Annotated in this window: 22 protein-coding genes; 17 read left to right on the top strand and 5 right to left on the bottom strand. The window is 60.0% G+C overall.

The genetic code is table 11. The annotated features are described in order from the left end of the window. Window positions 1-165 precede the first annotated feature (165 nt). Entirely contained in the window at window positions 166-2,310 is a 2,145-nt protein-coding gene (locus tag FH975_RS10655) for an acyltransferase family protein (RefSeq protein WP_162321328.1), read from the top strand. Here the strand turns inward: FH975_RS10655 and FH975_RS10650 are convergent. From FH975_RS10650 to FH975_RS10630, 5 genes are all read right to left on the bottom strand, one after another. After that, complete coding sequence (locus FH975_RS10650; protein ID WP_162321327.1) at window positions 2,295-3,083, bottom strand: creatininase family protein; 789 nt, start codon at window positions 3,081-3,083, stop codon at window positions 2,295-2,297. The two genes, FH975_RS10655 and FH975_RS10650, sit on opposite strands and share 16 nt — an antisense overlap. After that, window positions 3,080-4,120, bottom strand: coding sequence for an aminotransferase class V-fold PLP-dependent enzyme (locus FH975_RS10645; protein WP_162321326.1), 1,041 nt, complete (start codon window positions 4,118-4,120; stop codon window positions 3,080-3,082). The genes FH975_RS10650 and FH975_RS10645 overlap by 4 nt, the downstream gene beginning before the upstream one ends. Window positions 4,121-4,196: 76 nt before the next feature. After that, complete coding sequence (locus FH975_RS10640) at window positions 4,197-5,459, bottom strand: TRAP transporter large permease (protein ID WP_202923180.1); 1,263 nt, start codon at window positions 5,457-5,459, stop codon at window positions 4,197-4,199. Between the two features lie 8 nt (window positions 5,460-5,467). After that, window positions 5,468-6,016, bottom strand: a complete 549-nt coding sequence (locus FH975_RS10635) for a TRAP transporter small permease (protein WP_162321324.1) — start codon at window positions 6,014-6,016, stop codon at window positions 5,468-5,470. Between the two features lie 71 nt (window positions 6,017-6,087). Further along, entirely contained in the window at window positions 6,088-7,128 is a 1,041-nt protein-coding gene (locus FH975_RS10630; protein WP_162321323.1) for a TRAP transporter substrate-binding protein, read from the bottom strand. A gap of 181 nt (window positions 7,129-7,309) precedes the next feature. On the opposite strand from FH975_RS10630, the gene FH975_RS10625 reads away from it, so the two are divergent. The 16 genes from FH975_RS10625 (at window position 7,310) to FH975_RS10550 (ending at window position 23,882) form a co-directional block, all read left to right on the top strand. After that, a complete protein-coding gene (locus FH975_RS10625; RefSeq protein WP_162321322.1) occupies window positions 7,310-8,488 on the top strand; it encodes a M20 family metallopeptidase in 1,179 nt (392 codons plus the stop codon). After that, window positions 8,488-9,192 carry a GntR family transcriptional regulator gene (locus tag FH975_RS10620; RefSeq protein WP_162321321.1) on the top strand — a complete coding sequence of 235 codons (705 nt, stop codon included), beginning with the start codon at window positions 8,488-8,490 and terminating at the stop codon, window positions 9,190-9,192. The genes FH975_RS10625 and FH975_RS10620 overlap by 1 nt, the downstream gene beginning before the upstream one ends. 46 nt (window positions 9,193-9,238) lie before the next feature. Next, entirely contained in the window at window positions 9,239-9,616 is a 378-nt protein-coding gene (locus FH975_RS10615) for a RidA family protein (RefSeq protein WP_162321320.1), read from the top strand. Between the two features lie 2 nt (window positions 9,617-9,618). Continuing rightward, window positions 9,619-10,899, top strand: coding sequence for an alanine racemase (locus tag FH975_RS10610; protein WP_162321319.1), 1,281 nt, complete (start codon window positions 9,619-9,621; stop codon window positions 10,897-10,899). Window positions 10,900-10,944: 45 nt separating this feature from the next. Beyond that, on the top strand, window positions 10,945-12,117 hold the full coding sequence (locus FH975_RS10605; protein WP_162321318.1) for a pyridoxal phosphate-dependent aminotransferase: 1,173 nt from the start codon (window positions 10,945-10,947) through the stop codon (window positions 12,115-12,117). Continuing rightward, complete coding sequence (locus FH975_RS10600; RefSeq protein WP_162321317.1) at window positions 12,114-13,022, top strand: sugar kinase; 909 nt, start codon at window positions 12,114-12,116, stop codon at window positions 13,020-13,022. Before FH975_RS10605 ends, FH975_RS10600 begins: the two co-directional genes overlap by 4 nt. Further along, window positions 13,019-13,639, top strand: coding sequence for a bifunctional 4-hydroxy-2-oxoglutarate aldolase/2-dehydro-3-deoxy-phosphogluconate aldolase (locus tag FH975_RS10595; protein WP_328821862.1), 621 nt, complete (start codon window positions 13,019-13,021; stop codon window positions 13,637-13,639). Before FH975_RS10600 ends, FH975_RS10595 begins: the two co-directional genes overlap by 4 nt. A gap of 122 nt (window positions 13,640-13,761) precedes the next feature. Further along, window positions 13,762-14,769 carry a LacI family DNA-binding transcriptional regulator gene (locus tag FH975_RS10590; protein ID WP_162321316.1) on the top strand — a complete coding sequence of 336 codons (1,008 nt, stop codon included), beginning with the start codon at window positions 13,762-13,764 and terminating at the stop codon, window positions 14,767-14,769. Between the two features lie 82 nt (window positions 14,770-14,851). Continuing rightward, window positions 14,852-16,129 (top strand): ABC transporter substrate-binding protein, encoded by a 1,278-nt coding sequence (locus FH975_RS10585; RefSeq protein ID WP_162321315.1) that lies wholly within the window; start codon window positions 14,852-14,854, stop codon window positions 16,127-16,129. Window positions 16,130-16,195: 66 nt separating this feature from the next. Beyond that, window positions 16,196-17,152: a carbohydrate ABC transporter permease gene (locus FH975_RS10580; RefSeq protein ID WP_162321314.1), complete on the top strand. Its 957-nt coding sequence runs from the start codon at window positions 16,196-16,198 to the stop codon at window positions 17,150-17,152. Then, entirely contained in the window at window positions 17,149-18,018 is an 870-nt protein-coding gene (locus tag FH975_RS10575; protein ID WP_162321313.1) for a carbohydrate ABC transporter permease, read from the top strand. Before FH975_RS10580 ends, FH975_RS10575 begins: the two co-directional genes overlap by 4 nt. After that, window positions 18,019-20,163 (top strand): alpha-xylosidase, encoded by a 2,145-nt coding sequence (gene yicI, locus FH975_RS10570; RefSeq protein WP_162321312.1) that lies wholly within the window; start codon window positions 18,019-18,021, stop codon window positions 20,161-20,163. Beyond that, window positions 20,160-21,599 carry a GH1 family beta-glucosidase gene (locus tag FH975_RS10565; protein WP_162321311.1) on the top strand — a complete coding sequence of 480 codons (1,440 nt, stop codon included), beginning with the start codon at window positions 20,160-20,162 and terminating at the stop codon, window positions 21,597-21,599. Before yicI ends, FH975_RS10565 begins: the two co-directional genes overlap by 4 nt. An 85-nt stretch (window positions 21,600-21,684) precedes the next feature. Beyond that, window positions 21,685-22,764: a glutaminase A gene (glsA, locus tag FH975_RS10560; RefSeq protein WP_162321310.1), complete on the top strand. Its 1,080-nt coding sequence runs from the start codon at window positions 21,685-21,687 to the stop codon at window positions 22,762-22,764. A 105-nt stretch (window positions 22,765-22,869) separates the two neighbouring features. Further along, window positions 22,870-23,421: a CBS domain-containing protein gene (locus FH975_RS10555; RefSeq protein ID WP_162321309.1), complete on the top strand. Its 552-nt coding sequence runs from the start codon at window positions 22,870-22,872 to the stop codon at window positions 23,419-23,421. Next, on the top strand, window positions 23,418-23,882 hold the full coding sequence (locus FH975_RS10550; RefSeq protein ID WP_162321308.1) for a CBS domain-containing protein: 465 nt from the start codon (window positions 23,418-23,420) through the stop codon (window positions 23,880-23,882). The genes FH975_RS10555 and FH975_RS10550 overlap by 4 nt, the downstream gene beginning before the upstream one ends. The last annotated feature ends 199 nt before the right edge of the window (window positions 23,883-24,081 follow it).

Here is a 24,081-nt window from a genome sequence, read left to right as displayed (position 1 = left end):
GCAACATCCTCACCCCCCACCAATGGGAAAACCACCACTGGACCTTCACCCAACTCGGCCGCAAAACCAACCACTGAGTATGTCTTCACGCGGCGAAAGATAGACCTGCCGCCAGCCAGCGAGGCATCCAGGAAGCTCCAGGCGTGAAGAGTATGGTTCCTCCTGATGACAAGTAGTGGCACAACTCAAACCGTTGACGGTGAGCCCCTTACACGTACGACCGGTGGAACGGGCCGCTGGCTTGCCGTCCCCGAGCGCCAGTATCGTCCCGAACTGCACGGCATTCGAGGGGTGGCGATCCTCGGCGTCGTTGTCTTCCATCTGTACGGAGACGGACGCGTATCTGGTGGTATCGACATCTTCCTCGCCATCTCCGGATTCCTCTTCACCGGCATGCTGCTCCGCGAAGCGACCGAGAAAGCAGGCCGCTTCAATGTCTTCGCCTATCTGAGTCGACTTATTCGGCGAATCCTGCCACCTGCTGTACTGGTGATTGTCTTCACCGCGGTCATGGGCCTGATTGTCATGCCGGTGACTCAGCATGGACAGTTACTCACCGAAGCTCGCGCCTCGCTGCTCTACTTCCAAAACATTGAACTCGTCAACTCCCAATTGGCTTATGAGGCTGCTGGCCCTGAAACCAGCCCATTCCAGCACTTCTGGTCACTTTCGGTTCAAGGTCAGTTCTTCCTCATATGGCCGCTCATAGCGGTCCTCGCCGTATTCATTGCAAAGCGCAGCAGGCTCTCTCCTGCCATGGCGATGGCCGTCCTCACCGGCGCGGTTTTCACCGCCAGCTTCGTGTTCAGCATGTATATGGGCCAGGTGAACCAAGAAGCCGCCTATCTTATGACCCGCACGCGCCTCTGGGAGCTCGCGTTCGGTGGACTGCTGGCGCTTATGATCAGCGGTATTCGCCTCCCGCAACTACTCCGGGATGTGCTCGGTTGGTTCGGGCTCATATTGATCGTTACCTGCGGATTTCTCGTCGACGGGGCAGCTCTTTTCCCCGGCCCATGGGCTTTTTGGCCTCTGCTAGGCATGGCACTCGTAGTCGTATCCGCCGGACCAACAGGAACTGACAACCAGCGCAGAGGCACCGTTGCGCATCTGATGAGCACCTCGCCAGTTGGTTGGCTCGGCACTTTGGCGTACGGACTGTACCTGTGGCACTGGCCACTTCTGATCTTCTACCTCGAAGTGAGGGACAACCAGAGCGTCGCATGGCCGGGCGGATCATTCATACTGTTGATCTCACTCGCCGCCGCCTGGGTCACGTACCGCGAAGTTGAGCAACCGATGGCGACCCTCAAGTTTCTCCGACCGTGGCTAGTCGTGCCCGTTGGCGCTGCCGTTCTAATAGCCGGAGCCTGGTATCTCACATGGAACATCAATCAGGGGCAGGCGACGCCAGCTGACGATACAAGCAATGATGACGTTGTAGTTGAACCAGACGGCGAAGACGAGGGAATCCAATTGGAACGGGGTGAGCATCCAGGGGCATTGGCGCTGCTAGAGGGCGATGAAGACGCCCTGGGAGGCGAGGAGTTTTATCCCGACGCGGAAACCCTGGCTCAGGATGAACCTCCGTACTACGACTGGGACTGTCGCCAAGAGCCGGGTGACTCCCCCGACTCGGGGGAGGTCCTGATTTGTGAAGACCCTGAACCTCCAGCAGAGCCCACCGCAACGGTAATGCTGGCTGGCGGTTCGCACGCGGGCCAGTGGCACGACGCGTTCATCATGTTAGGCGAGGTCTACGGTTGGGAAGTCATTCTCGCGGATAAGAGTGGTTGTCGGTTCGGCCACACGGACAACCCTGAAGACAATAAGTGCGCTGAGTGGAACCTCAATTTCTCTGATGCACTCGCCGAGCGTGACGTTGACGTCGTCGTGACCGCTGGGACTCTCATCCCTGACACTTCAGAGGAACGCATCGAATCAGAAGCGCCTGCCCGGTGGCAGGAAATTGTGGATACCGGCGCCGATCTGCTCCTGTTGCGAGGTACTCCGCGTCCGGACGACAACGTCGCTGATTGTCTCGCTGAAGGTGATAGCCCCGATGAATGTGCTCCTGACGAGTCGATCATCGCTGAGACCAACCCACTGGACGAGACCGATCTTCCCGACGGGACCCACACGATTGACCTCACAAGTAGTTACATCTGCCCGGAGCGGCAATGCAGCGCGGTGATAGGCGGTGTGGCGGTCTACCGGGATGATAGCCACCTCTCCTCGGAGTACGTGGAATCGCTAGCGCCGATGCTTGACCGTGAAATGCGAGAGAAGATGCCTCAGTTGTTCGAGTAGTGCGTGGACTGTAAGAGGTCACGAATACGGCCAACGGACTCCCCCACGCGGTCAACGGCCGCCTCTACAAGGGTGCGGCCAGCTTCTGCACTGTAGAGATCGGGCCGGCCCACCACCCCATTGGCACTCACGCGCTCGAATGTGCGGTTGGTCTGAGGATGGGGTGCCGGGAAGAGGAATGGGTCTGGCCAGACGCCCTGCCCTCCTGGAGACGGAATAAGCTGCTCTCGCACCAATTCGGGCCACAGGTGGGCGACGATCGACGTCTCCATGGCACAGGCATGACCGGTGGCATCGTGTGAGGGGGAGAAAAGCTCATCTACGACCGACTTCAGCTCATCAAAGTAACTGATGGCCCAGGCGTCGACATCCTCCAGCAGAAGTTCCTGCAAAGCGAGGCCAAGCGCGGGCCGATTGCCGCCATGACCGTTGATGAATACCGGGACGTCACCGTGCTGAGCGACTGACGAGGCGATATCTACCGCGAGCGCGACCACGGTCGAGGGGCGGAGACTGAGCGTTCCTGCAAATTGACGGTGATGGCCTGAGGATCCGTACGGCAAAGGATCTGCGACCAAGACACCATCGCGGGCCGCAGCCACGCGTGCCGCGATATGTGCCGCGATCCACGCATCGGTACCCGTCGGAAGATGATCTCCATGCTGCTCAACAGCGCCCACAGGTATCAGCACAATATGCCGGTTGCGATCACGGTGCTCGCGACTGGTGTAGGAGGCAAAGTGGTGCGCCCAGGCTTCTCCCTCACCATTCATTCGCCGGCCTCCCGATAGGTGTTCAGCACGTCAACTACCGTCTCAATGACGCTGGGCTCTACATATAAATGGAAACCCATCCTTAGTACACCCCGCCTGACTGAAGCCCGAATCCCGGCTTCCTCCAGCGCGGTGAGCGCCGCAGCGGGGTCAGGCACCGTCAGTGCCACCACCGGGCTCGGGAGGTCTGTTTCAGCCAGTGCGTAACCTGCGCCCTGCAGCCGGTGACGCAACTGTGCGGTCATGCCCAGCACATGGGCTTCTCGATCCTTCAGCGGCACCTGCTGCAGAAATTGAAGGCTGGCATGGGCACCGACCCAGCTCAACCAGGCCGGTGACTGGTCCAGCCGAGCCCCGCCCTCGCGTGGCATCAGCGGCCCTCCGTACGAACCCACCTGCGGAGTGTCGGACATCCCGTAAGGGCTCGCCAAGGCCGGCGCCGCGAGACTCAGATCCTCACGTATTGCTGAGTATCCGGTGCCACGGGGCGCAAGGAGTCCCTTGTACCCGGCGCAGGCCACCAGAGCCAACTGGGCAGGATCTACTCCCAGGCTGGTGATGCCTGTGGTTTGAGTGGAATCGATCACCAGTTCAGTGCCAACGGATTGGCATTCCTGGTGGATGGCCGCCAGACCGGGACGTGCTCCGTTGTGCGAGCTGGCGGAAGAGACCGCTACTACCGCGGCGCCCTCATCCAACCCCTCCAGGAACGTGGCAGCGGTATAGGGCCCATCGACCCACCGGATACGCTCCTCCCCGAAGGCTCGCAACAGGGGCAGCAGCAGCGAACGGAACTCGCTCCGATGTGCCACCACCACACCCTTCCGCCGGGCCAACTGGTCGCCGACGTAGGCCACCGCCGGGACCACCGACGGAATCATCGCAAGCGTGGACTGGGGTACAGCGAGCTCACCAGCAGCCAAAGGCCGGCAACGCTCTCGTATCTCATCCCAGGTTTCGAATCGTGCCGTGCCCTGGGCCCACTGGGCGACCGCGTTTGTGACGGCCTCAGCGGTCACAAAGGGTGGAACTCCCATGCTCGGGGTATCCAGGTAACGCGCCGAGCCTGGTGCAAACGCCCCTCGGATCTTCTGCCTCAAAGGGTCCATGGTGCTAACCGTTCACCAGATTCGGTATCCACATAGTCAACGCTGGGACGAACGTGAGAAGCAGAACCATGGCAGCTCCGACGGTGAAGTAGGGCAGGAGGTCCTTCACTGTGTCTTCCATTTTTACCTTGGCCAAGTGGCAGGAGATGAACAAGGTGGTTCCAATGGGTGGTGTGAAAAGTCCCAGCGCCAGGGCACAGAGCATCACGATTCCAAAGTGCGTGGGTTCCATGCCCAGTTCAAGAGCAATTGGGAAGAAGATGGGGATGAAGATGAACAGATTGGGAACCAGATCCATCACCATGCCGGCACAGAGAAGGATGAGCACAAGGGCCAACTTGATTCCCCAGGTGGGCAGGCCGAGTCCCAGAAGATTGTCAGAGATCAGCTGTGGAACGCGTTCTGAGATGAGCACGTAACTGAAAATCGTGGAGGTGCATACGATCAGCATCACCACGGTGGTGCCGTAGGCCGCGCCCTTCACCGCCCGCAACGCACCCCGCCAATCCAAGGAACGGTAGACGAACACCGAGATGAGGAAGGCATAGACTGCGGCGACGGCCGCGGCCTCGGTGGGAGTGGCGATGCCAGCGACGATAACGATGATCAGCACGATCGGGAGCAGCAGAGCCCAGAACGCCTTCACTGTAGCTGTCGCGAACTCGCGGAGAGTCGGCCGCTCTTCCCTGGGGTAACCCCTCTTGATGGAAATAGTGATGGTCACGACCAGGTACGCCACGCCGATGAGGATCCCCGGAATGATTCCGGCCAGGAACATCTCGGCCACTGACAGGTTCGCCAACCAGGCAATGATGATCATGGTGCTGCTGGGCGGAATGATGATGCCCACCACCGAACTCGAAGCGTTGATCGCAGCCGAGAACGATGCCGAATACCCTTTGCGCTTCATTTCGGGAATCAGCACTGAACCCACAGAGGAGGCGTCAGCAACTGAGGATCCTGACACACCTGCCATGCCCATGCTCGTCACCACTGACACGCAGCCCAATCCTCCCGGCAATTGCCGGACCGCAGCGTGCACTACGTTGATCATGCGTTGGGCTATCCCGCTCTCCACCATGATGTTTCCCATAAGTATGAAGAACGGCACAGCGAGGAAGGCGAATGACTGAGTATTGGAGAGGAACCGCTGCGAGACGAGCTCCAGCGTGATGTCTTCGACAAGAATGTAGACCAGAGCTGAAGCTCCCATGGCGAAAGCCACAGGCATTCCAAGAATGAGCAGCAGGACGAAGATACCGATCATGACCCAGATCATTGGGGACCACTTCCGATCTGACCCGCGGCTGGGTCTGTGGGGTCGAGCACTTCACCCATGGGCTTGCGGAGGTGCCTGAAAAAGATGTCTGTGACTATCTGAAGGAGCAGGATCACAGCGATGAGGGTGAAGGCCACGGCTACTGAGCCGTTGAGCCACGCCGTTGATACTTGCAGTACCGGAAGACGCTGATCCATCACAGCTGTGGTGAGTTGAAAGCTGGACCATGCCAGCACTGCAGAGAATCCGAGCATGAGGACCTTCATGGCGACTTCTGAGATTGCCGGCAGCGGGCCGGGAAGCTTATCCCTGAAAAAAGTCACCGCAATGTTGTCCTGCTTATGGGTGACGGAGATCGCTGCCAGGAAGACCAACCAGGCGAAGATCAACCCTGACATCTCCGTGGTCGTCCGGAGTGGGACCTGCAGGGCGTAGCGGCTGACAACTGCGGTGATCACCACTACGGTCAGCCCCACCATCAGAACGCCGGCTACGGTTTCGAGAATGTCGACTAGGCGGTCGACGACGCGCACCACTTTTTCCATCAGGTCACTTTCTGCTCTGCTCACTGGGTGCACGGAGGCGCCCTCCGCTCATGGAGGGCACCCCCGGACCGTCACTGATTCCGGTAGTCGTCCAGGAATTCCTGAGCTTCTTCGATTGCCTCAGGGTCGACGATCTGTTCGATTTCATCGAAAGCCGGTTCTACGGCTTCGCGGAACGCGTCAATGTCTGGGTCGGTGACGATCTCCTCAAACTCAGGCTCAAGGACGTCGAGCATCTCTTCCTGGTTCGCCTGAGTCTGTTCACGTGAGACTTCTTGAGCCTCGTCAGCCGCCTGCTGGACGACCTCCTGCAGTTCGGGGTCGAGCTCATCCCAAACATCAGGGTTCATGATGAAGTTCACGTGGTAGTAGAAGACGTTCATCAGGGTCAGGTAGTCCTGGACCTCGTGAAAGTTCGTCTCGTAGATGGCGTCGAGTGGGTTGAACTGCCCATCAATGACGCCCTGCTGGAGTGCGGGGTAGACCTCCGTGAACGCCATAGTGTCCACACTGGCTCCCAGAGCGCTGAACGTCGCGACTGAGGTCGGTTCTTCAGGGCTGCGGATGGTCACGCCTTGGAAGTCTTCAGGAGTCGTGATCGGGCGGACGTTGTTCGTCACTTGGGCGAATCCGAGGTCGTGGTGCGACAGCACCCGGTAGCCCTCTTCATTGGCCTGTTCCTTCCAGCCTTCGCCGATCGGCCCATCCAGCAGAGCATAGGCCTCGTCAAAATCCTCGATCAGGAAGGGAAGGGTTGCGATCGCGTACTCGGGCACAACGTTCTGCAGGGCACCGCCTCCGGCCATCTGCAACTCGAGGCTGCCAGTGCGCACCCCGTTGAGCATCTCCTGTTCGCTTCCGAGAGCCTCTGCCGGGTAAATATCCACTGTGATCTGGCCGTCGCTCTCGGCCTCGACGACTTCCTTGAACCGTTCAGCGGCCACTCCACGGACGGAGTCCTCATTGGTGTTGAACCCCAGACGCCACTCATAGGCTGCATCTCCGGATTCGGGTTCGTCATCACCTCCGCATGAGGTCAGCAGCAGTAGCGCCGAAGCGGCGACAGCAGCAGTTACTTTCACGCGATGACTGGGTGAAGGGGTGTGTTTCATGGTGACTCCTCTGTGGTGAGTGAAACGGAGATCTGTGAACAGTATCACATGGTCTAGTCTAATTCGACGGGAATATGGCCGAATTGCCGACAATGTAGCCTTCTTGTAGTCTCATTGTCTAGATCAAATGTTTCAGCCGTGTTGCCAAGCCGCGTTGATGTCACCTGACGAAGGGAATCCCATGGACGTCCTGTCCCTGACAGCCGAATTGGTCGCCATCGACTCCTCCAATCCCGGAGTCGGCGAGCAGGAAGTCGTGACTCGGCTCGAACAGCTGTGCACCGAACTCGGCCTTCCACACCAGAGGATTGAGCCCGTCCAAGGCCGGCCGAATCTCATCGTCACCGTGGATAAAGGACCAGGGCCTCATCTGGCGCTGTCCGGGCACGTGGACACCAAGCCAGTCGGCGACGCCCTGAAATTGTGGGAGACAGATCCGTTCACCCTTACCACCGTGGGCGACGACGCCTTTGGCTTGGGTAGTTCGGATATGAAGGGCGCCGTCGCAGCAATGCTGCTGGCAATACGCCGCTTCGCAGACGCGCCGGGCAGCGGAACCGTATCCGCGGTGCTCACTGCTGATGAGGAGCAGGGGTCGGCTGCTGGCGCCCAGGCCCTCACCCAGCAGAAACTGCTGCCGGACATTGACGCGATGGTGATCTGCGAACCCAGCGGAATAGAGCGACCTTGGGAAGCGCTCCATCTGGCATCTCGGGGCATCTGCTGCTTTGAGCTGGACATATGGACCAACCAGGGTCACAGCGGCCTCTCACCGGTGCTGGGACGCAACGCAACCCTGGTCGCAGCCGATCTGCTGAAGGCTTTCGAGTCCTTCCACCCCTCGGTGACCCACCCTGGACACGTCCCCTGCCCGGTAACCGTCAACCCAGGAATGATCATCGAAGGCGGCGTCGCCTTCGGAACCTGGCCCGGTCACTGCCGCGTCGGCGTCGAAATCCGCTTGGCGCCCGGGATGGACGAGCATGTGGTCAAGAACGAGGTCAGGCAGCTGGTCAACAGCGTCACTGACGGACAAGCCCAGGTGGATATCAATTACCGTCCCGGTTCCCTGGGATGGATGGACGGTATCGAACTCGACCCCGCCCACGCCGTCGCCCAAGCATGCCAGAGCGCTGCGAAAACCGTGCTCGGTCATCACCTGGAGCCCAGCGGATACCCTGGAGGCACCGATGCGTCCTACTTCATGCGGGAGGCCGGGATCCCCACGGTGACCAGCCTGGGCCCTGGGTGGCTGAGTGTGGCGCACGGTCCGAATGAGCGCGTGGGAGTCGCACAGCTCTATCAGTCTGTCGATCTCTACGAAGCCGTTGCCGCAGCGTATATGACAGGACAGACCTGATGAGCCCTACGACGAAGTACGAACAGATCGCTGACACGCTCGCCGCACGCTGCGCGAGCCTCCCCCAAGGAACCCGACTGCCCACTGAGGCCGCCTTGGCCAAAGAGTTCAATGTCAGCCGTATGACCGTCCGCCAAGCGTTGGAACGCCTCAACGAGAATATGGTCGTGGTCCGCAGCCGTGGCCGCGGCACGTTCGTCCAACGTCCCAGGGTGACAAAAAATCAGCAGCTCACCTCTTTCACTGAGGACATGTACACCCGGGGCATCACCGCTTCCACCCGGCTGGTGCGGCTCGACGACGTTCCCTGTGACGACCAGCTCGCTGACAGCCTCGGCCTGAGCCCACGCACAGAAGTTGTCCGGGCGGAGCGGCTCCGCTTCGGCGGGGAGGAGCCCATGTGTCATGAGACTGTCTATCTTCCCCCGCGCACGGCACGGAAGCTCTCAGCGAGTGATTACGAAAGGTCGCTGCACGCGGCGCTGCGGAGGATCGGTGAAACTCCTGTGAGCGCGACGCGCTACATTTCGGCCGCCTCACTGTCAGCACACGTGGCGCCTCTGCTGGAGACCACCGCCGGGGCCTCCTCACTCCGGGTCAAGCACCTCTTCCGCGATGACCAGGGGACGCCACTCTATTTGGCCGATTCGTTCTACCACGCCGACCGCTATGAGATCGTCACCGACGTCGAACGCCTGGAGTAACCACGCTCTTCCGCACCCACATTTCTCCCAACCGAAAGGAAAAACGATGACCAAGAAAGCACACGTTCTCGACAACCTCCCCGCACCTGCAGGGCCCTACAGCCAGGTCGTGGAGGCCGGCGAGTTTGTCTTCACCGCCGGGTTCGGCCCCCAGGACCCCCAGACCGGTGAGGTCCCGGAAGGCGTCGAAGCGCAGACCTCCCAAGTGCTCAACAACTTAGAAACCGCGCTCGCCGCGGTGGGACTGACCTTCAACGATGTGGTCAAGACAACCGTCCACCTGGAACGTCTGGACAGGGATGCCCCTGGCTTCAACAAGGTCTACCGGGAACGGTTCACCGAGCCCTTCCCCGTTCGCACCACCGTCGGAAGCTCTCTGGCCAACATCCTCGTCGAAATCGACGCCGTAGCAGTGCGCCACTGACCATGAGCTCCCCCGCCCCGGACTGGCGCCGATCAATGGCGAAATGGCTCGAAACGCCGGACCCTGCTGACAAACACTGGTCCCCCGCCATCGCTGACGCGGTGAATCACCCTGTTCCGCTCACAGATGTCCCGACTCCCAGCTTGACCCTCAACCTGTCAGACGTGGCGCACAACATCGCCGTCATGCAGGAGTGGAGCAGCCAACGGAACATGGACCTTGCGCCCCATGGAAAAACCACGATGGCTCCAGGCCTCTGGCAATGGCAGCTCGATGCGGGGTCATGGGCCATCTCCGTGGCGAACGGATTCCAGTTGCGGGTGGCCCGGCAGTCTTCGATTCAGCGCGTGATCGTCGCCAACGAGCTCATCTCCCCCACAGAGCTGACCTGGCTCGGCGGGGAACTCAACCGCACCACCGCCCAGGAGTTCGACGTCACCTGCTGGGCCGACTCTCTGGAGTCGGTGCAGCAGATGGACCATCATCTGCGTGCGGTGGGGGCCTCCCGGCCCCTGGGGGTCTGCGTCGAGCTCGGTGCCCCCGGCAGCAGAACCGGCATTCGAACTCTCAGGCAGGCGCGGGCGACGGCAGAGGCCATCAACGCCTCCGACACTCTTGAACTGCGCGGGCTCGCCGCATACGAAGGCAGCGTACCTCGTCCTCCAGAAGGCTCCACCGGCACGCCGCAGGACAGGCACGCCGAGGCTATACGAGGTTTTCTGAGCCAGGTGCGCGAAGCGTTCATCGAGCTCTCGGACCTCCACAGAACATCGACGCCGCTGCTGAGCGCCGGCGGCAGCGCGTGGTTCGACCTCGTCGCTGAGCAATTGGCACCGGCCCTGGACCAAGTGAGCGGCAGCCGTGTGGTGCTGCGTTCTGGGGCCTATGCCATCCACGACCATGGCCATTACAGCAACGTCACACCCGGTGCTCAACGATCCGGACCGCACTTCCAGCCCGCGGCGACGGCCTACACCCGAGTTCTCTCCACACCAGAGCCGGGACTGGCAATCCTTGACGCCGGAAAACGCGACCTGCCCTACGACATTCACCTGCCGTGCGTGCTCGGAGTCCACCGCGATGGCCACTGGCAAAGCATCGATGCGGAAGTGTATTCCACCGATGATCAACACGCCTACGTTCGCCTTCCCAGCGATACGCTGCGCGTCGGCGAGCTGCTGAGGCTCGGGCTCTCCCACCCATGCACCATGTTCGACAAGTGGCGCTCTGTACTTCTCGTCGAACATGACCACATAGTCGGGTGCCTGCGCACCTATTTCTGAGCCAGCACGGCTCTCCAACAGTCTGTAGACGGCAAGGAGGATCCATTGAGCACCACAGCGAACGTGCCCCGTATCTCCGAAGCGGCATCCTCGATGCCCCGGTCAGGGATCCGCGAGATCATGGATCTGGCCTGGAGCACCGGCGACGACGTGATCGGCCTTCACGTCGGCGAACCCAGCTTTCCCATGTCCACGGCGGCGCACACCGGGGCAATTGAGGCGCTGCAGGCCGGTCACACGCGCTATGCGCCGAACGCCGGAATCCCGGAATTGCGATCCGCCATCGCACGCCGTCTCGCTGAGGACCATGCCATAGACGCTCAGCCGGAGGACGTGATCGTCACCTCGGGTGGGATGCAGGCCATCTCGCTGGCTATGGCAGCGGTGGTGAGGCCAGGGGACGAAATACTCATTCCGGACCCGGGATGGCCGAACTTCGCTATGGCAGCGCACCTGATGCACACCTCAACGCGGCACTACCAGCTCACCGCAGAGAACGGGTTCCTCCCCGATCTTGCTGAGCTGGAACGAATCGTGAGTCCACGGACCCGAATGCTGATTCTGAACTCACCGTCGAACCCGCTGGGCACCGTCTTCGATCGCGACACCCTGGTAGGACTACTCGACTTCGCGCAGGCCCACGGACTCTGGGTGCTCTCAGATGAGTGCTATGACGCCATCACTTTTGACCAGCCCCATATCAGCCCCGCATCGCTGGGGCATGCAGCCAAGATCTTGTCGTGCTTCAGCTTCTCTAAGACCTACTCCATGACCGGTATGCGGGTGGGGTATCTGCTGACTCCTCCCGGTGAAGGTCCTGCGATGGCGAAGTTACAAGAGCCTTTGCTCTCCTGTGTGAACGCGCCGGCCCAATACGCAGCCCTGGCGGCGCTGAACTCCGGACCTGACTTCATCGAACAAGCACGCCAGACATACCGTCAACGGCGGAATCAAGCCGCCGAACTCCTGGACAGCTGCAACATCCCCTACCTATTGCCGCAGGGGGCGTTCTACATGTGGATCGATGTCCGAGAAATGACCGACTCTGCGGTCCACTTCGCGCGCCAAGCAGTAGTGGACAAAAACGTCGCCGTGGCCCCAGGTACCGCCTTCGGAGTCACGGGTGAAGGGTACATTCGGGTCTCCCTGGCCGCCCCGACTGACCAGGTTCTCGAGGGACTTACTCGTCTGTTCAACAACCCACAGGAGCAACCGTGACAACACCTGATTCTCCGGCTGAGCTGCTGTGCATTGGCGAAACCATGGCGCTAGTTACGCCCGTTTCGGCTGACCGGCTGCGCAGTTCCCAGCTTTTCCACCTCGATGCCGGTGGTGCTGAGTCCAACGTCGCTGCCCATGTTGCATCCCTGGGCCACAGAAGCGCCTGGTTCAGTCGTCTCGGTGACGACGAGTTGGGCCGGCGCGTTGCCGACACTGTGTCTAGCCGAGGCGTTGACGTCTCCTCGGTCATCTTCGATCCCGAGTTCCCAACCGGCGTGTACTTCAAAGATCCCGGACACGGCGTCCTCTACTACCGGGCCGGCTCCGCAGCGTCCACGTTGAGCACACAGGACGCACTTCGCCTGCCGCTGACTCAGAACCTACTGGTCCATCTATCGGGTATCACGGCGGCATTGTCGGCAACAGCTTCTGAGTTTCTTACTGAACTGTTTGCACATGCCCGCCGAGAGGGCGCCCGTATCAGCTTCGATGTGAACTACCGGCCGGCACTGTGGGAACCCCATGCTGCAGGCAAGACGCTGCATCGTTTGGCGAGCCAAGCAGATGTGGTGTTTGTGGGACGAGACGAGGCCGAAACCTTATGGGGCAGCGTCGAGCCTGAAGCGATCCGCAAGCTGTTCCCCGACTGTCCGTCGCTCGTGGTCAAGGATGGCGCCATCGGTGCCACCGAGTTCAGCGGCAGCCGGGTCACTTTTGAACCGGCAGAGGTTGTCGACGTGGTCGAGCCCGTGGGGGCTGGAGACGCTTTTGCCGGAGGCTACCTTGCAGCGCTGATATCAGGGGCTGACACCAATGCCAGATTACGCGCTGGCCACCGACGAGCAGCAATGACGTTACAGACAACGACCGACTACATCGATGAGACAGGATTCGCCCAGTGACAGCTCAGGTTGACAACTCTTGGTTCGGCACCGCCTTCGCCACCACGTCAGTGATGGCCATACTACGGGGCCTGGGCGTGTCACGCTCCGTTGAGCTAGCCCAGCGTGCGTGGGATCTCGGTATCGATTCTGTGGAACTGCCTCTCCAGAACGATGAGGATGCTGAGTCGATTCGCCAGGTCGCGGCACTCGGGGCCGAGCGCGGCAAATCAGTCGGGGCAGGCACCATCCTGCACGTTAGCGAGATCGAGCTGGCAAGAGAGGTAGGTGCGTCCTATCTTGTTGCACCAGGTCTCGACACCGAGGTGGTCCTTGCGGCGCACGAAGCTGGCATGCCGTTTCTGCCCGGCGTGGCGACACCATCAGAACTGCAGACAGCACAGCGCCTGGGGCTGAGCTGGGTAAAGGCGTTTCCCGCCAGCTGGCTCACTCCACAATGGTTTTCCATGATGCGCGGACCGTTTCCGGATATGAACTTCGTCGCCACCGGCGGCTTGAACGGATCCAATGCGCAGAGCTTCTTGGACGTTGGGGTGGACGTCGTCGCCGTCGGCTCGGCGCTCGAAGATACCGCACAGCTAAAGGCGCTAAGTGCGTTAGCCTCGAGCAATCGCTGAGCTATCAGCTCCGCAACCCCACCACCGCATAAGCCCAATCTGGTGATCGCAATCATTTGGGGTTGCCTGGATCGAAGCGCTTCGACTATGGTGTAGCTCACACGCCCAGGGAAGGAACGCTGATGGTCACCATCAAAGATGTCGCACGCGAAGCAGGCGTGTCCATCAGCACAGTGTCCTACGCTCTCAGCGGCAAGCGTTCGATTGGCGAGAAGACACGGCAACGCATAGCCGAGGTAATCACGGAGCTGGACTACAACCCTCACCTGGGCGCAAAGATGCTCGCCGGAGAGCGCACGCACCTCATTGCTCTTTCCGCTCCCCTTCACGAAGACGGCCACTTGCCCACACACATGCGGTTTGTCACTGAGGTCATCCGCGCCGCACGCCGCCACGACTACGACGTCGTCATGCTCGCCACCGACGACGAGGTCAGGGGTATTCGCAGGGTCGGCAGCTCCTCGATCATTGACGGTGTGGTCAGCATGGGAGTCACAACCGATGACGAGCGACTCTCACTGCTCCGTGAACTGAAACTTCCCGGCTCCTTCATCGGCATTCCAGGAGAGTCCGCCGATTTCCCCTATGTGGACCTTGACTTCGCTGCCGCTGCCCGGCAGACAGTACAACGACTCGCTGACCAAGGCCATAGGAGCATCGGGCTCATTGGCCACCCCTTTGGATATGTCCACCGACACTCGGGATTCATCGAGCGGTTCGACCATGCTCTGCGCGCAGCGGCGTCGAACCAAGGGATCAGGATTGACGTTCGGTGGGCGGGGCTGGATCGGGGCGCAGGCAAACAAGCCATCGATGAATTGATCGACAATATCCCAGACTTGACCGCAGTCATCTTCCACTGCAACGAACCCGTCGTAGAAGAGGCTGAACGCCGTTTGGTTGAGCGCGGCCTCAATGTGCCTGAGGACCTCTCGCTCTTCGCAGCGGCGGCGAGTTACGACCTCGCGCAACTTGAAATACCACTCAGCGGTATCGCCCTCCCGATCGAACAGATGTGCGCCCAAGCGGTGGATTCGGTAATGCAATGCATCGACCAGATCCCCGTACCGACTAGCACTCTACTGGAACCCCAATTCGTGAACCGCGGCTCCGTCGCGGATCACCTCTAAACCACAAATCAATGCTCACAAACGCATATCCGTCAGTTTTGTCGAAACGCTTCGACAATGTCACTTTGGAGGTTGAATCACCATGGCACTGCAACGAAATCTCGGGCTCCTGGGCATCGCCGCCCTTGCCGTCACGATCACGGTCAGCTGCGGCGCCGAGGACCGGACGGGCGAAACGCTGAAGCTCTGGCACTACGAAAACGAGACCTCAGCAATGGCTATCGCTTGGAACGAGGCCATCGAAATCTTCGAAGAAGAAACCGGGGTTCCGGTCGAATTCGAAGAACGTAGCTTCGAACAGATCCGGCAGACGGCTAGCCAGGTCATTAACTCTGATGAAGCTCCCGACATCATGGAGTACAACAAGGGCAACGCCACCGCAGGTCTGCTTGCCAGCCAGGGCCTGCTTTCTCCCCTTGATGACGCCGTTGAAGAGAACGGGTGGGATTCCGTACTGGCAGAGTCTCTGCACATCACCTCGCGATACAGCGAGGACGGGGTCATGGGCTCAGGTTCCTGGTATGGCGTACCGACCTATGGCGAATACGTGATGGCTTACTACAACACGGAAATGTTTGAAGAATACGGCCTGGAAGTCCCAGAAACTATCGAGGAGCTCGAGGACGTGATGCAAGCGTTCGTGGAGGAAGACATCACTCCCCTGGCTCAGGCCGCCGCCGAGTATCCAATGGGCCAGCTGTGGTATCAGCTGGCTCTGACTCAGGCCGATAGGCAGTGGGTGAGCGACTTCCAGATGTACGAGAACCCTGTTGACTTCAACGGTCCTGAAATCAGCTATGCCAGCGAAACTCTGGAGGACTGGATCGAGGCGGGATACATCTCTGCAGACTCAACCGGCCTCACCGCCGAAGACGCAGGAACTGCTTTCATCAACGGCACCTATCCCATCTTCTTCTCAGGAAGCTGGTGGTACGGCCGTTTCATCGAAGAGGCTCAACACGAATGGGACACCTTCCTCTTCCCCGGTGAAGGCATGTCTCCGGGGTCCTCAGGAAACCTCTGGGTGGTGCCAGAAACCTCGCAGAACAAAGAACTGGCCCATGAGTTCATCGACATCACCCTCCGACCTGAGATTCAGGCGATCATGGGCAACAACGGCGGGGTACCAGTAGCCGCAGATGAAGCCGATGTCACAGACGAGGAATCGGTCGCCTTGGTCGAGAACTTCAACCTCCTCCTTGAGCAGGATGGCTTGGCCTTCTATCCAGACTGGCCAACCTCCACGTTCTACGACGACCTCAACGCTGGCCTACAAGGCCTGGTCAACGGGTCCCTGGATCCCGAGACCATGAACTCCCAGATCGGGGCCGATTATGAAGCCGGCCTGGACGAGAACTGACTCATCCCAACCTGAGTGCCGTCATCGTCTCTCCCCCTGGAGCGGCGGCACTCCGGGAGGATACCTATGACAACTCTTGAACAGACCCCTGCAACCCGCGTGGCTTCCCCCGCCCGCCGCTCCCTCACAGGAGGAGCCAGCTACTGGTGGTACCTGATCCCCGGCTTTACTCTGCTGGCCGTAGTGATCATCATTCCGCTCTTTTGGAACATTTACCTCAGTTTCACCGACTATCGCGGAGTCGTGGCTCCCGAATGGACCGGCCTCAGCAACTGGATCCGGCTCTTCGGCGACGAGCGGTTTTGGCTATCCTTCCGGAACTCGATCGCCATGATCATCGCCATGGTGATCGTTCCCACCCTGCTGGGACTGGTGATTGCGGCAGCGCTCTTCGATGTCGTCGCGCGCAAGTTCGGTCCCAAAGTCGCCAGCTTCCTCCGGGCCACCTACTACCTGCCCCAAATCATCCCTGCGGTCGTCGCCGCCATCGTCATCGGGTGGATCCACCGCCCTGAAAACGGCGCACTGAACGAACTGCTCGAGATGGTGGGGCTAGGCGTACTGGCCAACAACTGGCTGGGGGATCCCAACACGGCACTTTTCAGCATCATGGCCGTACTCATATGGGTCCAGATCGGCTATCCGGTGGTCATCTTCATGGCCGCCCTGGAACGGGTCGACCCGGAACTCTATGAAGCGGCAGAGGTCGACGGCGCCGGATGGTTCCGTCGCTTCTACGCCATCACACTGCCTCAGATCCGTCCGGAGACATTCGTGGTCGCCCTGACCTGCACGATCGCAGCGTTGAAAGTCTTTGCTCCGGTCTACGCACTGACCGGAGGCGGACCCAACAACGCCACGATCGTCCCCAGCTACTACACCTACAGCCAGTTCTTCCAAAGCCAACAGGTCGGCTACGGCGCCACCATCGCCACCGCCCTAACCGTGGTGATTCTGGCCGTATCAATAATCTTCATCCTGGCTCAGAGCCGCGTGGAACGAGCCGACCAGGAGGGCCGATGACCGACATAACCAAAACGCCACGCACCAAAATGCGCAGGTCCAGCAAACGCTCAATCGGTAACTGGATCGTCCTGACGGTCATCGCCCTCGCAGCAGCAGCAGTGGTGTTCCCCTTCATCATCATCCTGCTCAACTCGTTCAAGTCTCCAGCGGACTATGCCAGCGGGAACCCGCTGACCCTACCCAGTTCGCTGTACTTCGATGGGATCGTCAACTTTTGGAATCGGGTAAATTTCCCCGAAAAATTGTGGAACAGCTTCTTCATCTCAGGGATGGTCGCAGTTCTGGCCGTGATCATCTCAGTGCTGAACGCATACGCCATCGGTATCGGGAGGGTCAAAGGCAGGATCTCCCTGATTCTGATTTTCCTCTTAGCCAATATGCTGCCGCAGGAAGTGCTGCTCTACCCGCTGTACTCGATCTTCCGAGCAATTGGGCTATACGACAACGTGTGGTCAGTCATCATTACCTTCACGGTAATCCAAAGCGCATTCGGCACCTACCTGCTTGCCTCAGTCTTCGGCACCTTCCCCAAAGAGGTCCTTGAGGCGGCTGCCTTGGACGGTGCTGGCCGGTGGCGGACCCTATGGAGTGTGGTGGTACCGATCAGCTGGCCCACCCTGGGCGTGCTCATGGTCTTCTTCTTCATCTGGACCTGGAATGAGTTCCTCATTCCGCTGACCTTCCTCATCAGCAACTCCAACCAAACCGTCCCAGTGGCGATCACAGCCCTTCAGGGTGACCGACTTATGGACGTCACCACCATGAGCGCCTCGGCGCTCCTGGGCATGATCCCCACGTTGATTTTCTTTCTCATCTTCCAACGCACCCTCACGCGAGGTATTACGGCAGGAGCAGTCAAATAAATGAAGTTCACTGATGGATTCTGGCAGATGCGCCCCGGAGTAGAAGCCCTATACGGTCGTGAAACCTACGACGTCTGGATTGAGGGCGCAACTGTAGTGGCCACCGTGCCAACCAAAGTGATTCAGCAACGAGGCGATACCCTCAACCGCCCCGTACTGACCGTCACTCTGGCTTCCCCACTGCCAGGCATCATTGGCGTGACACTGGAACATCACCGTGGTGGTCGCAAAGAACTGAGCTTCGACCTTCCAGGCGCACAGCACGGTTCGGGTACCGCGGAGCTCACCGAAACGGGGGCGCGCCTGGTATCGGGATCTGTTGCCGCCGAAATCACCAGCGGCGCTCCGTGGAACTTGCGGTTCATCGACGTCGAAACAGGGCGCGTTCTCACATCCAGCGGGACGAAGGCCCACGGATACATCAGACTCGATGACAATGCGCAGGTGGATCGCGGGCCAGTCAGCAATCCTCGGCAGGGAACCGCACAGTTTCTCTCCGACACCTATGTGCACGAGCAGTTGGACCTCGACGTGGGGGAACTCGTTTACGGTCTAGGTGAACGCTTCGGTCCCGTAGTGAAAAACGGGCAGTCGGTCGACATATGGAACGCCGACGGCGGCACCTCCAGCGAGCAGGCGTATAAGAACGTCCCACTCTATGTCACTAATCGGGGCTATGGGGTCTTCGTCAACCACCCAGGACACGTCTCATTCGAGGTCGGTTCAGAATCCGTCGAGCGGGTGCAGTTCGCAGTCCCTGGCGAGCGCCTCGAATACTTTGTCATGCACGGCGGGGATCCTGCCGGTGTGTTGGAACGCTACACCGCGCTTACGGGGCGACCTCCGCAGGTACCGGATTGGTCCTACGGACTGTGGCTGTCGACAAGTTTCACCACGAACTATGACGAGGCCACAGTCAATGAGTTCATAGAGGGAATGGAAGCCCGACAAATACCGCTGAGTGTCTTCCACTTCGACTGCTTCTGGATGCGTGAGTTCAACTGGTGCGATTTTGTATGGGACCCCCGGACGTTCCCGGATCCTGAAGGCATGCTTGCTCGCCTGCATGAACGCGGATTGAAGGTCAGTTTGTGGATCAACCCGTATATTGGCCAGCGATCTCATCTGTTCGATGAGGGAAAACGCCACGGGTATCTTGTGACCCGCCCAGACGGAAGCGTCTGGCAGTGGGATCTCTGGCAGGCAGGGATGGCGCTTGTCGACTTCACCAATCCCGATGCTGCCGCCTGGTACCAACGTCAGCTTCGCCGTCTTCTGGACATGGGCGTCGACTGCTTCAAAACGGACTTTGGTGAGCGCATCCCCATTGAAGTGGAGTACTTCGATGGCTCATCACCGGAACGCATGCACAACTACTACACCCACCTCTTTAACAGCACAGTGTTTGATGTGCTGGAAGAGGTTCGCGGTCCTGGCGAAGCGGTACTTTTCGCTCGGTCTGCGACGGCCGGGGGCCATACTATGCCGGTTCACTGGGGTGGGGACAGCACCTCCACCTTCGCATCGATGGCCGAGACTCTGCGTGGTGGCCTATCCCTGGCAATGGGCGGATTCGCGTACTGGAGCCACGACATTGGCGGGTTCGAAGGCACCGCCTCACCAGATGTTTTCAAACGGTGGGTCGCGTTCGGTCTGCTGTCAAGCCACAGCCGTCTGCATGGCTCCGAGAGCTACCGTGTGCCCTGGCTCTTCGATGAGGTCGAAGGTACTGACGAAAGTGACCCCCTCAGCTCGACCTCTGTGATGCGCCGTTTCGTGACGCTGAAGCAACAGATTCTGCCCTACCTGGTTGACTGCGGCCACGAAGCCTCACGCACAGGGACCCCCATTCTGCGGCCTATGCCGCTCGCATTCCCTCATGACCCGGCTGTAGAACACCTCGACCGCCAATACATGCTGGGCCCGGATCTGCTGGTAGCCCCGGTGATGCAGGCTGACCACTCCGTCGAGTTCTACCTTCCACAGGGACACTGGAAGAACCTCCTGACCGGTGAGAAGACTGAAGGAGGCTCTTGGAGGTGGGAAACCCACAACTTCGACTCCTTGCCCCTCTATGTGCGCGAGGGCTCACAATTACTCGACCTCGTCCGAATCATTGACCACCCCACGGAGGTTCACCTGTGACCACCAGACCGCATGACTATCGAGATATTGGCCTTGAATTTCCGTCGAAATTTTTGCTGGGTGCCGCGACTGCCTCGTATCAGGTTGAGGGCGGCGTCGATGAAGGTGGAAGAGGCCCTTCAATCTGGGATACCTTCTCCAAGACACCTGGCAAAGTCTGGAACGGCGATACTGGCGATGTAGCTGTAGATCACTATCACCGGCTGGACGAGGACCTGGAACTGATGAAGGAGCTAGGGCTCGAGGCCTATCGTTTCTCCATTGCATGGCCCAGGATCCAGCCACAGGGGTCAGGGGCGCCCTTGACTGAAGGAATCAGTTTCTACGACCGTCTGGTTGATGGACTGTTAGGGCGCGGGATCCAGCCAATTGCCACTCTTTATCACTGGGACCTTCCGCAGGCGCTCGAAGACGCCGGGGGTTGGCCGGCGCGTGAGACTGCATACCGCTTTGCCGACTATGCCGAGATCATGGGCCGGGCACTTGGTGATCGGGTCGCCGTCTGGAGCACACTCAATGAACCTTGGTGCAGCGCTTACCTAGGGTATGGCTCCGGCGCTCATGCTCCCGGGCGGACTGAGCCAGCAGCGGCTCTTCAAGCCGTGCACCATCTCAACCTGGCCCACGGACTGGGCACCCAACGTCTACGAGAGACAGTGTCCAATGACCCGCAGTTTTCGGTGACGTTGAACTTTCACGTAGTACGCCCCGCTGAGGAAGGGGCCCAGACGGCAGTGGCGGCCATCGATGCTCTGGCCAACCGGGCATTCACCTATCCAATGCTGCGAGGTGAATATCCTCAAGACTTGCTGGACACCACGGCCTCCGTGACGGACTGGTCATTCGTTGAAGACGATGACCTGGTGCACATCCAGCAGCCGTTGGATTTTCTTGGAGTCAACTACTACTCCACCACAACGGTCCGGACATGGGACGGCACAGGCCCCAAACAGCAGAACGATGGTCACAAGGATGTGGGCGGTTCCGCCTGGCCAGGCGCTGACGATGTGGAGTTCATCCAACAGCCTGAGCCCTACACCGCCATGGGGTGGAACATCGCGCCTGATGGGCTAGAGGATCTGCTGGTATCGCTGCATGAGCAGTTTCCGGAGCTTCCGCTGATGATCACTGAAAACGGTGCTGCCTTCGACGACGTGGTGGAATCGGGCAGTGTCCACGACATCGATCGCACCGACTATATCCGCCGGCATCTGGTGGCTGCCCACCGAGCGATATCTCGTGGAGTAGATCTGCGCGGATACCTGGTCTGGTCCCTGTTCGATAACTTCGAGTGGGGATACGGTTACTCCAAGCGTTTTGGCATCGTGCGAGTCAACTACGAGAGCCTGGAACGACTTCCCAAGGACAGTGCCCATTGGTTTGCTGAGCTGATCCGTACTCGCAGCATCCCCGAAGTCCCATCCACGCAACGTTGACATGGCTCACGTAAACCGAAGAACTAGCCAGCCATCCTCCATGATGTTGTTCTGCCAGAGGGCCACCTGGGGCTAGTCTGTCGCCATGACAGGATCCCCCACACGCGAGCATCCTGAGGATGCTTCCTCAGTGACCGAATATCTCAACGATGTGCTCGCAGAGTGCGGTGAGGACACCTCGGGGGAAATCTCCAAGGACATCCCTGCCCCGGGTTCGACCGACCCTGCGCTGCACGCCTTGGCACTGGTCACAGCCGACGGTTCCGAATACGCTGCCGGAGATCAGGACCACTACTTCACCATCCAATCCATCTCTAAGCCGTTCGTCTATGCCCTCGCCCTGGATGATGCAGGATTGGAAAGAGTCCATGAGGCTGTGGGCACCGAGCCCTCTGGGGAAGCCTTCAACGAGCTGTCCCTGGAGGGTGGAACGGGTCGGCCACTGAACCCGTTGATCAACGCCGGCGCAATCGTCACCCACCAGTTGGTCAGCCCCAACCCGGAAGACGCCGCACGAAACAGCCCACACACCACCTCACACAGCGAGGACGTGCAGCGCCGCACGGCCAGAATCGTCGAAGGCCTCAGCGCCTTCGCCGGCCGGGACCTGAACGTGGACCACGAGCTGGCCGAAGATGAGTACAGCAAGGACTACCGCAACCTCGCCATCGCCCACATGCTCAAAACCCACGACGTGCTCGCCACTGAGCCCGAAGAAGCGGTGCGCGGCTACACCGACCAGTGCTGCGTGCTGGTGACCGTCAGAGACATCGCGCGAATGGCCGCCACGCTAGCCAATAACGGCGTCCATCCCGAGACAGGTGAACGTGTCGTGTCCGAGGGAGCCGCCCGCAGGACACTGAGCGTCATGGCCACCTGCGGTATGTACGACGGCTCGGGGCGCTGGCTCGCCCGGATAGGCATACCCGCCAAATCGGGCATCTCCGGCGGCATCATCGGCGTCCTCCCAGGACAGGTGGGGCTGGCTTCGTTCGCCCCGCGTCTCGATGATGAGGGCAACAGCATTCAGGGCGTGGAGATGTTCGCCCGCCTCTGTACCGACCTCGGGCTCCATCTGATGGCCAGTGAACGGCGCGACGTCGCCCAGTGGCTCAAGGACATCTCAAGCCGAGCCACAGAGGACCACCAGGACTCGGGCGCCTAGTCAGCGGCTCTTCGACCTTTTGGTCACCAGCCCGCCCTGTGATAAAAATTATCCTAACGAGTTCAAGCAGCGGGCTCATCGGCACTGATTCTGAAGTTGAAGGCCATGACCCACACGCTGCCCAACCGCCCATCGGCCGACTCGGCCCACAAACCTGAAGCCACGGTCACTCCCAGTGACCAGAGCATCCGTGAGCCCGATAGTCTGCGGTCTCACTCCGTCGCGGCCCTCATGAGACCGCTTGAGCCGGTTATCGAAGGTACACATTCGCTGCGGCAGGCCGCTGAGCTCATAGCCCTCAGTGATGACGCCTTCGCGGTGGTGAAACTCAGCGGCGATGTGGTCGGCATCCTCTCCGCCGAAGATGTGCTCGCCGCTGAACGGAGCAACCCCACGGGATGGCAGACGCAGCCGTGCACCTCCGGGGTCCCCTCTGACCAGTCTCCGGTAGCGGCCCACCACACCGTGGCAGATGTGCTCGCTGAATACCGCAGGACGGGTGTCCGGACCCTACTGGTGTGCCAACGGGACAATGCAATTGGCCTGCTTCGCTGCATCGATGTGCGCACATGGTGCCAAGACCACGACCCCCTCCTCTGGGAGGACCTCTTCGCCGGTCAGGAGAGACAGAATGCCGGGGAGGTGGATCCGCGATGACCATCACCCGCAATAACCCGCCTGATACGCCGCATTCGAGGTCACCACTTCGCGAGTCGGTTGTCCCCGTGCAGGGGCACATCGTTGCCTCAGAGTCCATGGAGAGCGCGCTGAAGCACTTGGATGCCGCAGGCGTCGACTACCTCGTCCTCACTGATCCCGTCGAGGGGCCCCGAGGTGTTGTGTCGCGTTCCGACATTGAACAGCTTCAGCGCAAGTATCCCGACTACTGGTCCGATATGCGGTGCGGGAACGCGATCGTGGCGTCGGACCGCTTCTTGACAGCCAATGATTCGTTCGACGAGGCCGTCGGCATTATGCAGCAAGAAGGGACCCGGCCCCTGCTGGTTTTGGAAGAAGACACCGTCTACGGCGTGCTGGAACCCACTGCGGTGCTGCGATGGTGTGCCGAACACCGGCCGGAGGCGCTGCAGGAACTTGCCCTGCAAGACTTGGGGTAGCGACGGAGGCGGCAGGAAGACACTGGCGGCAAATGGGATCCATGGTTGCCTTAAATACTCTGTCGACAAGACTGTGTAAGGCCCCTGCAAATGCGGACTAATTACGCCTGTGACCCTTCACACAGCGGGATAATTCAGCTAGGATATGTGACACGTCTAGCAGGAGTACCAGGCGTTTTTAGGAGCCTACTATGAGGAA

It is taken from the genome of Nesterenkonia haasae (assembly GCF_010119385.1).
GTDB classification, from domain to species: Bacteria; Actinomycetota; Actinomycetes; order Actinomycetales; family Micrococcaceae; genus Nesterenkonia; species Nesterenkonia haasae.
The sequence above is the reverse complement of the archived record's forward strand: the minus strand, read 5'-3'. Positions and strand labels throughout refer to the sequence as shown.

What these genes read in the sequence shown, in the direction of transcription:
- FH975_RS10610 (WP_162321319.1), top strand. Translation starts at nt 9,619, where the DNA reads ATGAGCTCCCCCGCCCCGGACTGGCGCCGATCAATGGCGAAATGGCTC.
- FH975_RS10555 (WP_162321309.1), top strand. Translation starts at nt 22,870, where the DNA reads ATGACCCACACGCTGCCCAACCGCCCATCGGCCGACTCGGCCCACAAA.
- FH975_RS10580 (WP_162321314.1), top strand. Translation starts at nt 16,196, where the DNA reads ATGACAACTCTTGAACAGACCCCTGCAACCCGCGTGGCTTCCCCCGCC.
- FH975_RS10615 (WP_162321320.1), top strand. Translation starts at nt 9,239, where the DNA reads ATGACCAAGAAAGCACACGTTCTCGACAACCTCCCCGCACCTGCAGGG.
- FH975_RS10575 (WP_162321313.1), top strand. Translation starts at nt 17,149, where the DNA reads ATGACCGACATAACCAAAACGCCACGCACCAAAATGCGCAGGTCCAGC.
- FH975_RS10590 (WP_162321316.1), top strand. Translation starts at nt 13,762, where the DNA reads ATGGTCACCATCAAAGATGTCGCACGCGAAGCAGGCGTGTCCATCAGC.
- FH975_RS10635 (WP_162321324.1), bottom strand. Translation starts at nt 6,016, where the DNA reads ATGGAAAAAGTGGTGCGCGTCGTCGACCGCCTAGTCGACATTCTCGAA.
- yicI (WP_162321312.1), top strand. Translation starts at nt 18,019, where the DNA reads ATGAAGTTCACTGATGGATTCTGGCAGATGCGCCCCGGAGTAGAAGCC.
- FH975_RS10585 (WP_162321315.1), top strand. Translation starts at nt 14,852, where the DNA reads ATGGCACTGCAACGAAATCTCGGGCTCCTGGGCATCGCCGCCCTTGCC.
- FH975_RS10550 (WP_162321308.1), top strand. Translation starts at nt 23,418, where the DNA reads ATGACCATCACCCGCAATAACCCGCCTGATACGCCGCATTCGAGGTCA.
- FH975_RS10650 (WP_162321327.1), bottom strand. Translation starts at nt 3,083, where the DNA reads ATGAATGGTGAGGGAGAAGCCTGGGCGCACCACTTTGCCTCCTACACC.
- FH975_RS10625 (WP_162321322.1), top strand. Translation starts at nt 7,310, where the DNA reads ATGGACGTCCTGTCCCTGACAGCCGAATTGGTCGCCATCGACTCCTCC.
- FH975_RS10620 (WP_162321321.1), top strand. Translation starts at nt 8,488, where the DNA reads ATGAGCCCTACGACGAAGTACGAACAGATCGCTGACACGCTCGCCGCA.
- FH975_RS10640 (WP_202923180.1), bottom strand. Translation starts at nt 5,459, where the DNA reads ATGATCGGTATCTTCGTCCTGCTGCTCATTCTTGGAATGCCTGTGGCT.
- FH975_RS10655 (WP_162321328.1), top strand. Translation starts at nt 166, where the DNA reads ATGACAAGTAGTGGCACAACTCAAACCGTTGACGGTGAGCCCCTTACA.
- glsA (WP_162321310.1), top strand. Translation starts at nt 21,685, where the DNA reads ATGACAGGATCCCCCACACGCGAGCATCCTGAGGATGCTTCCTCAGTG.
- FH975_RS10630 (WP_162321323.1), bottom strand. Translation starts at nt 7,128, where the DNA reads ATGAAACACACCCCTTCACCCAGTCATCGCGTGAAAGTAACTGCTGCT.
- FH975_RS10645 (WP_162321326.1), bottom strand. Translation starts at nt 4,120, where the DNA reads ATGGGAGTTCCACCCTTTGTGACCGCTGAGGCCGTCACAAACGCGGTC.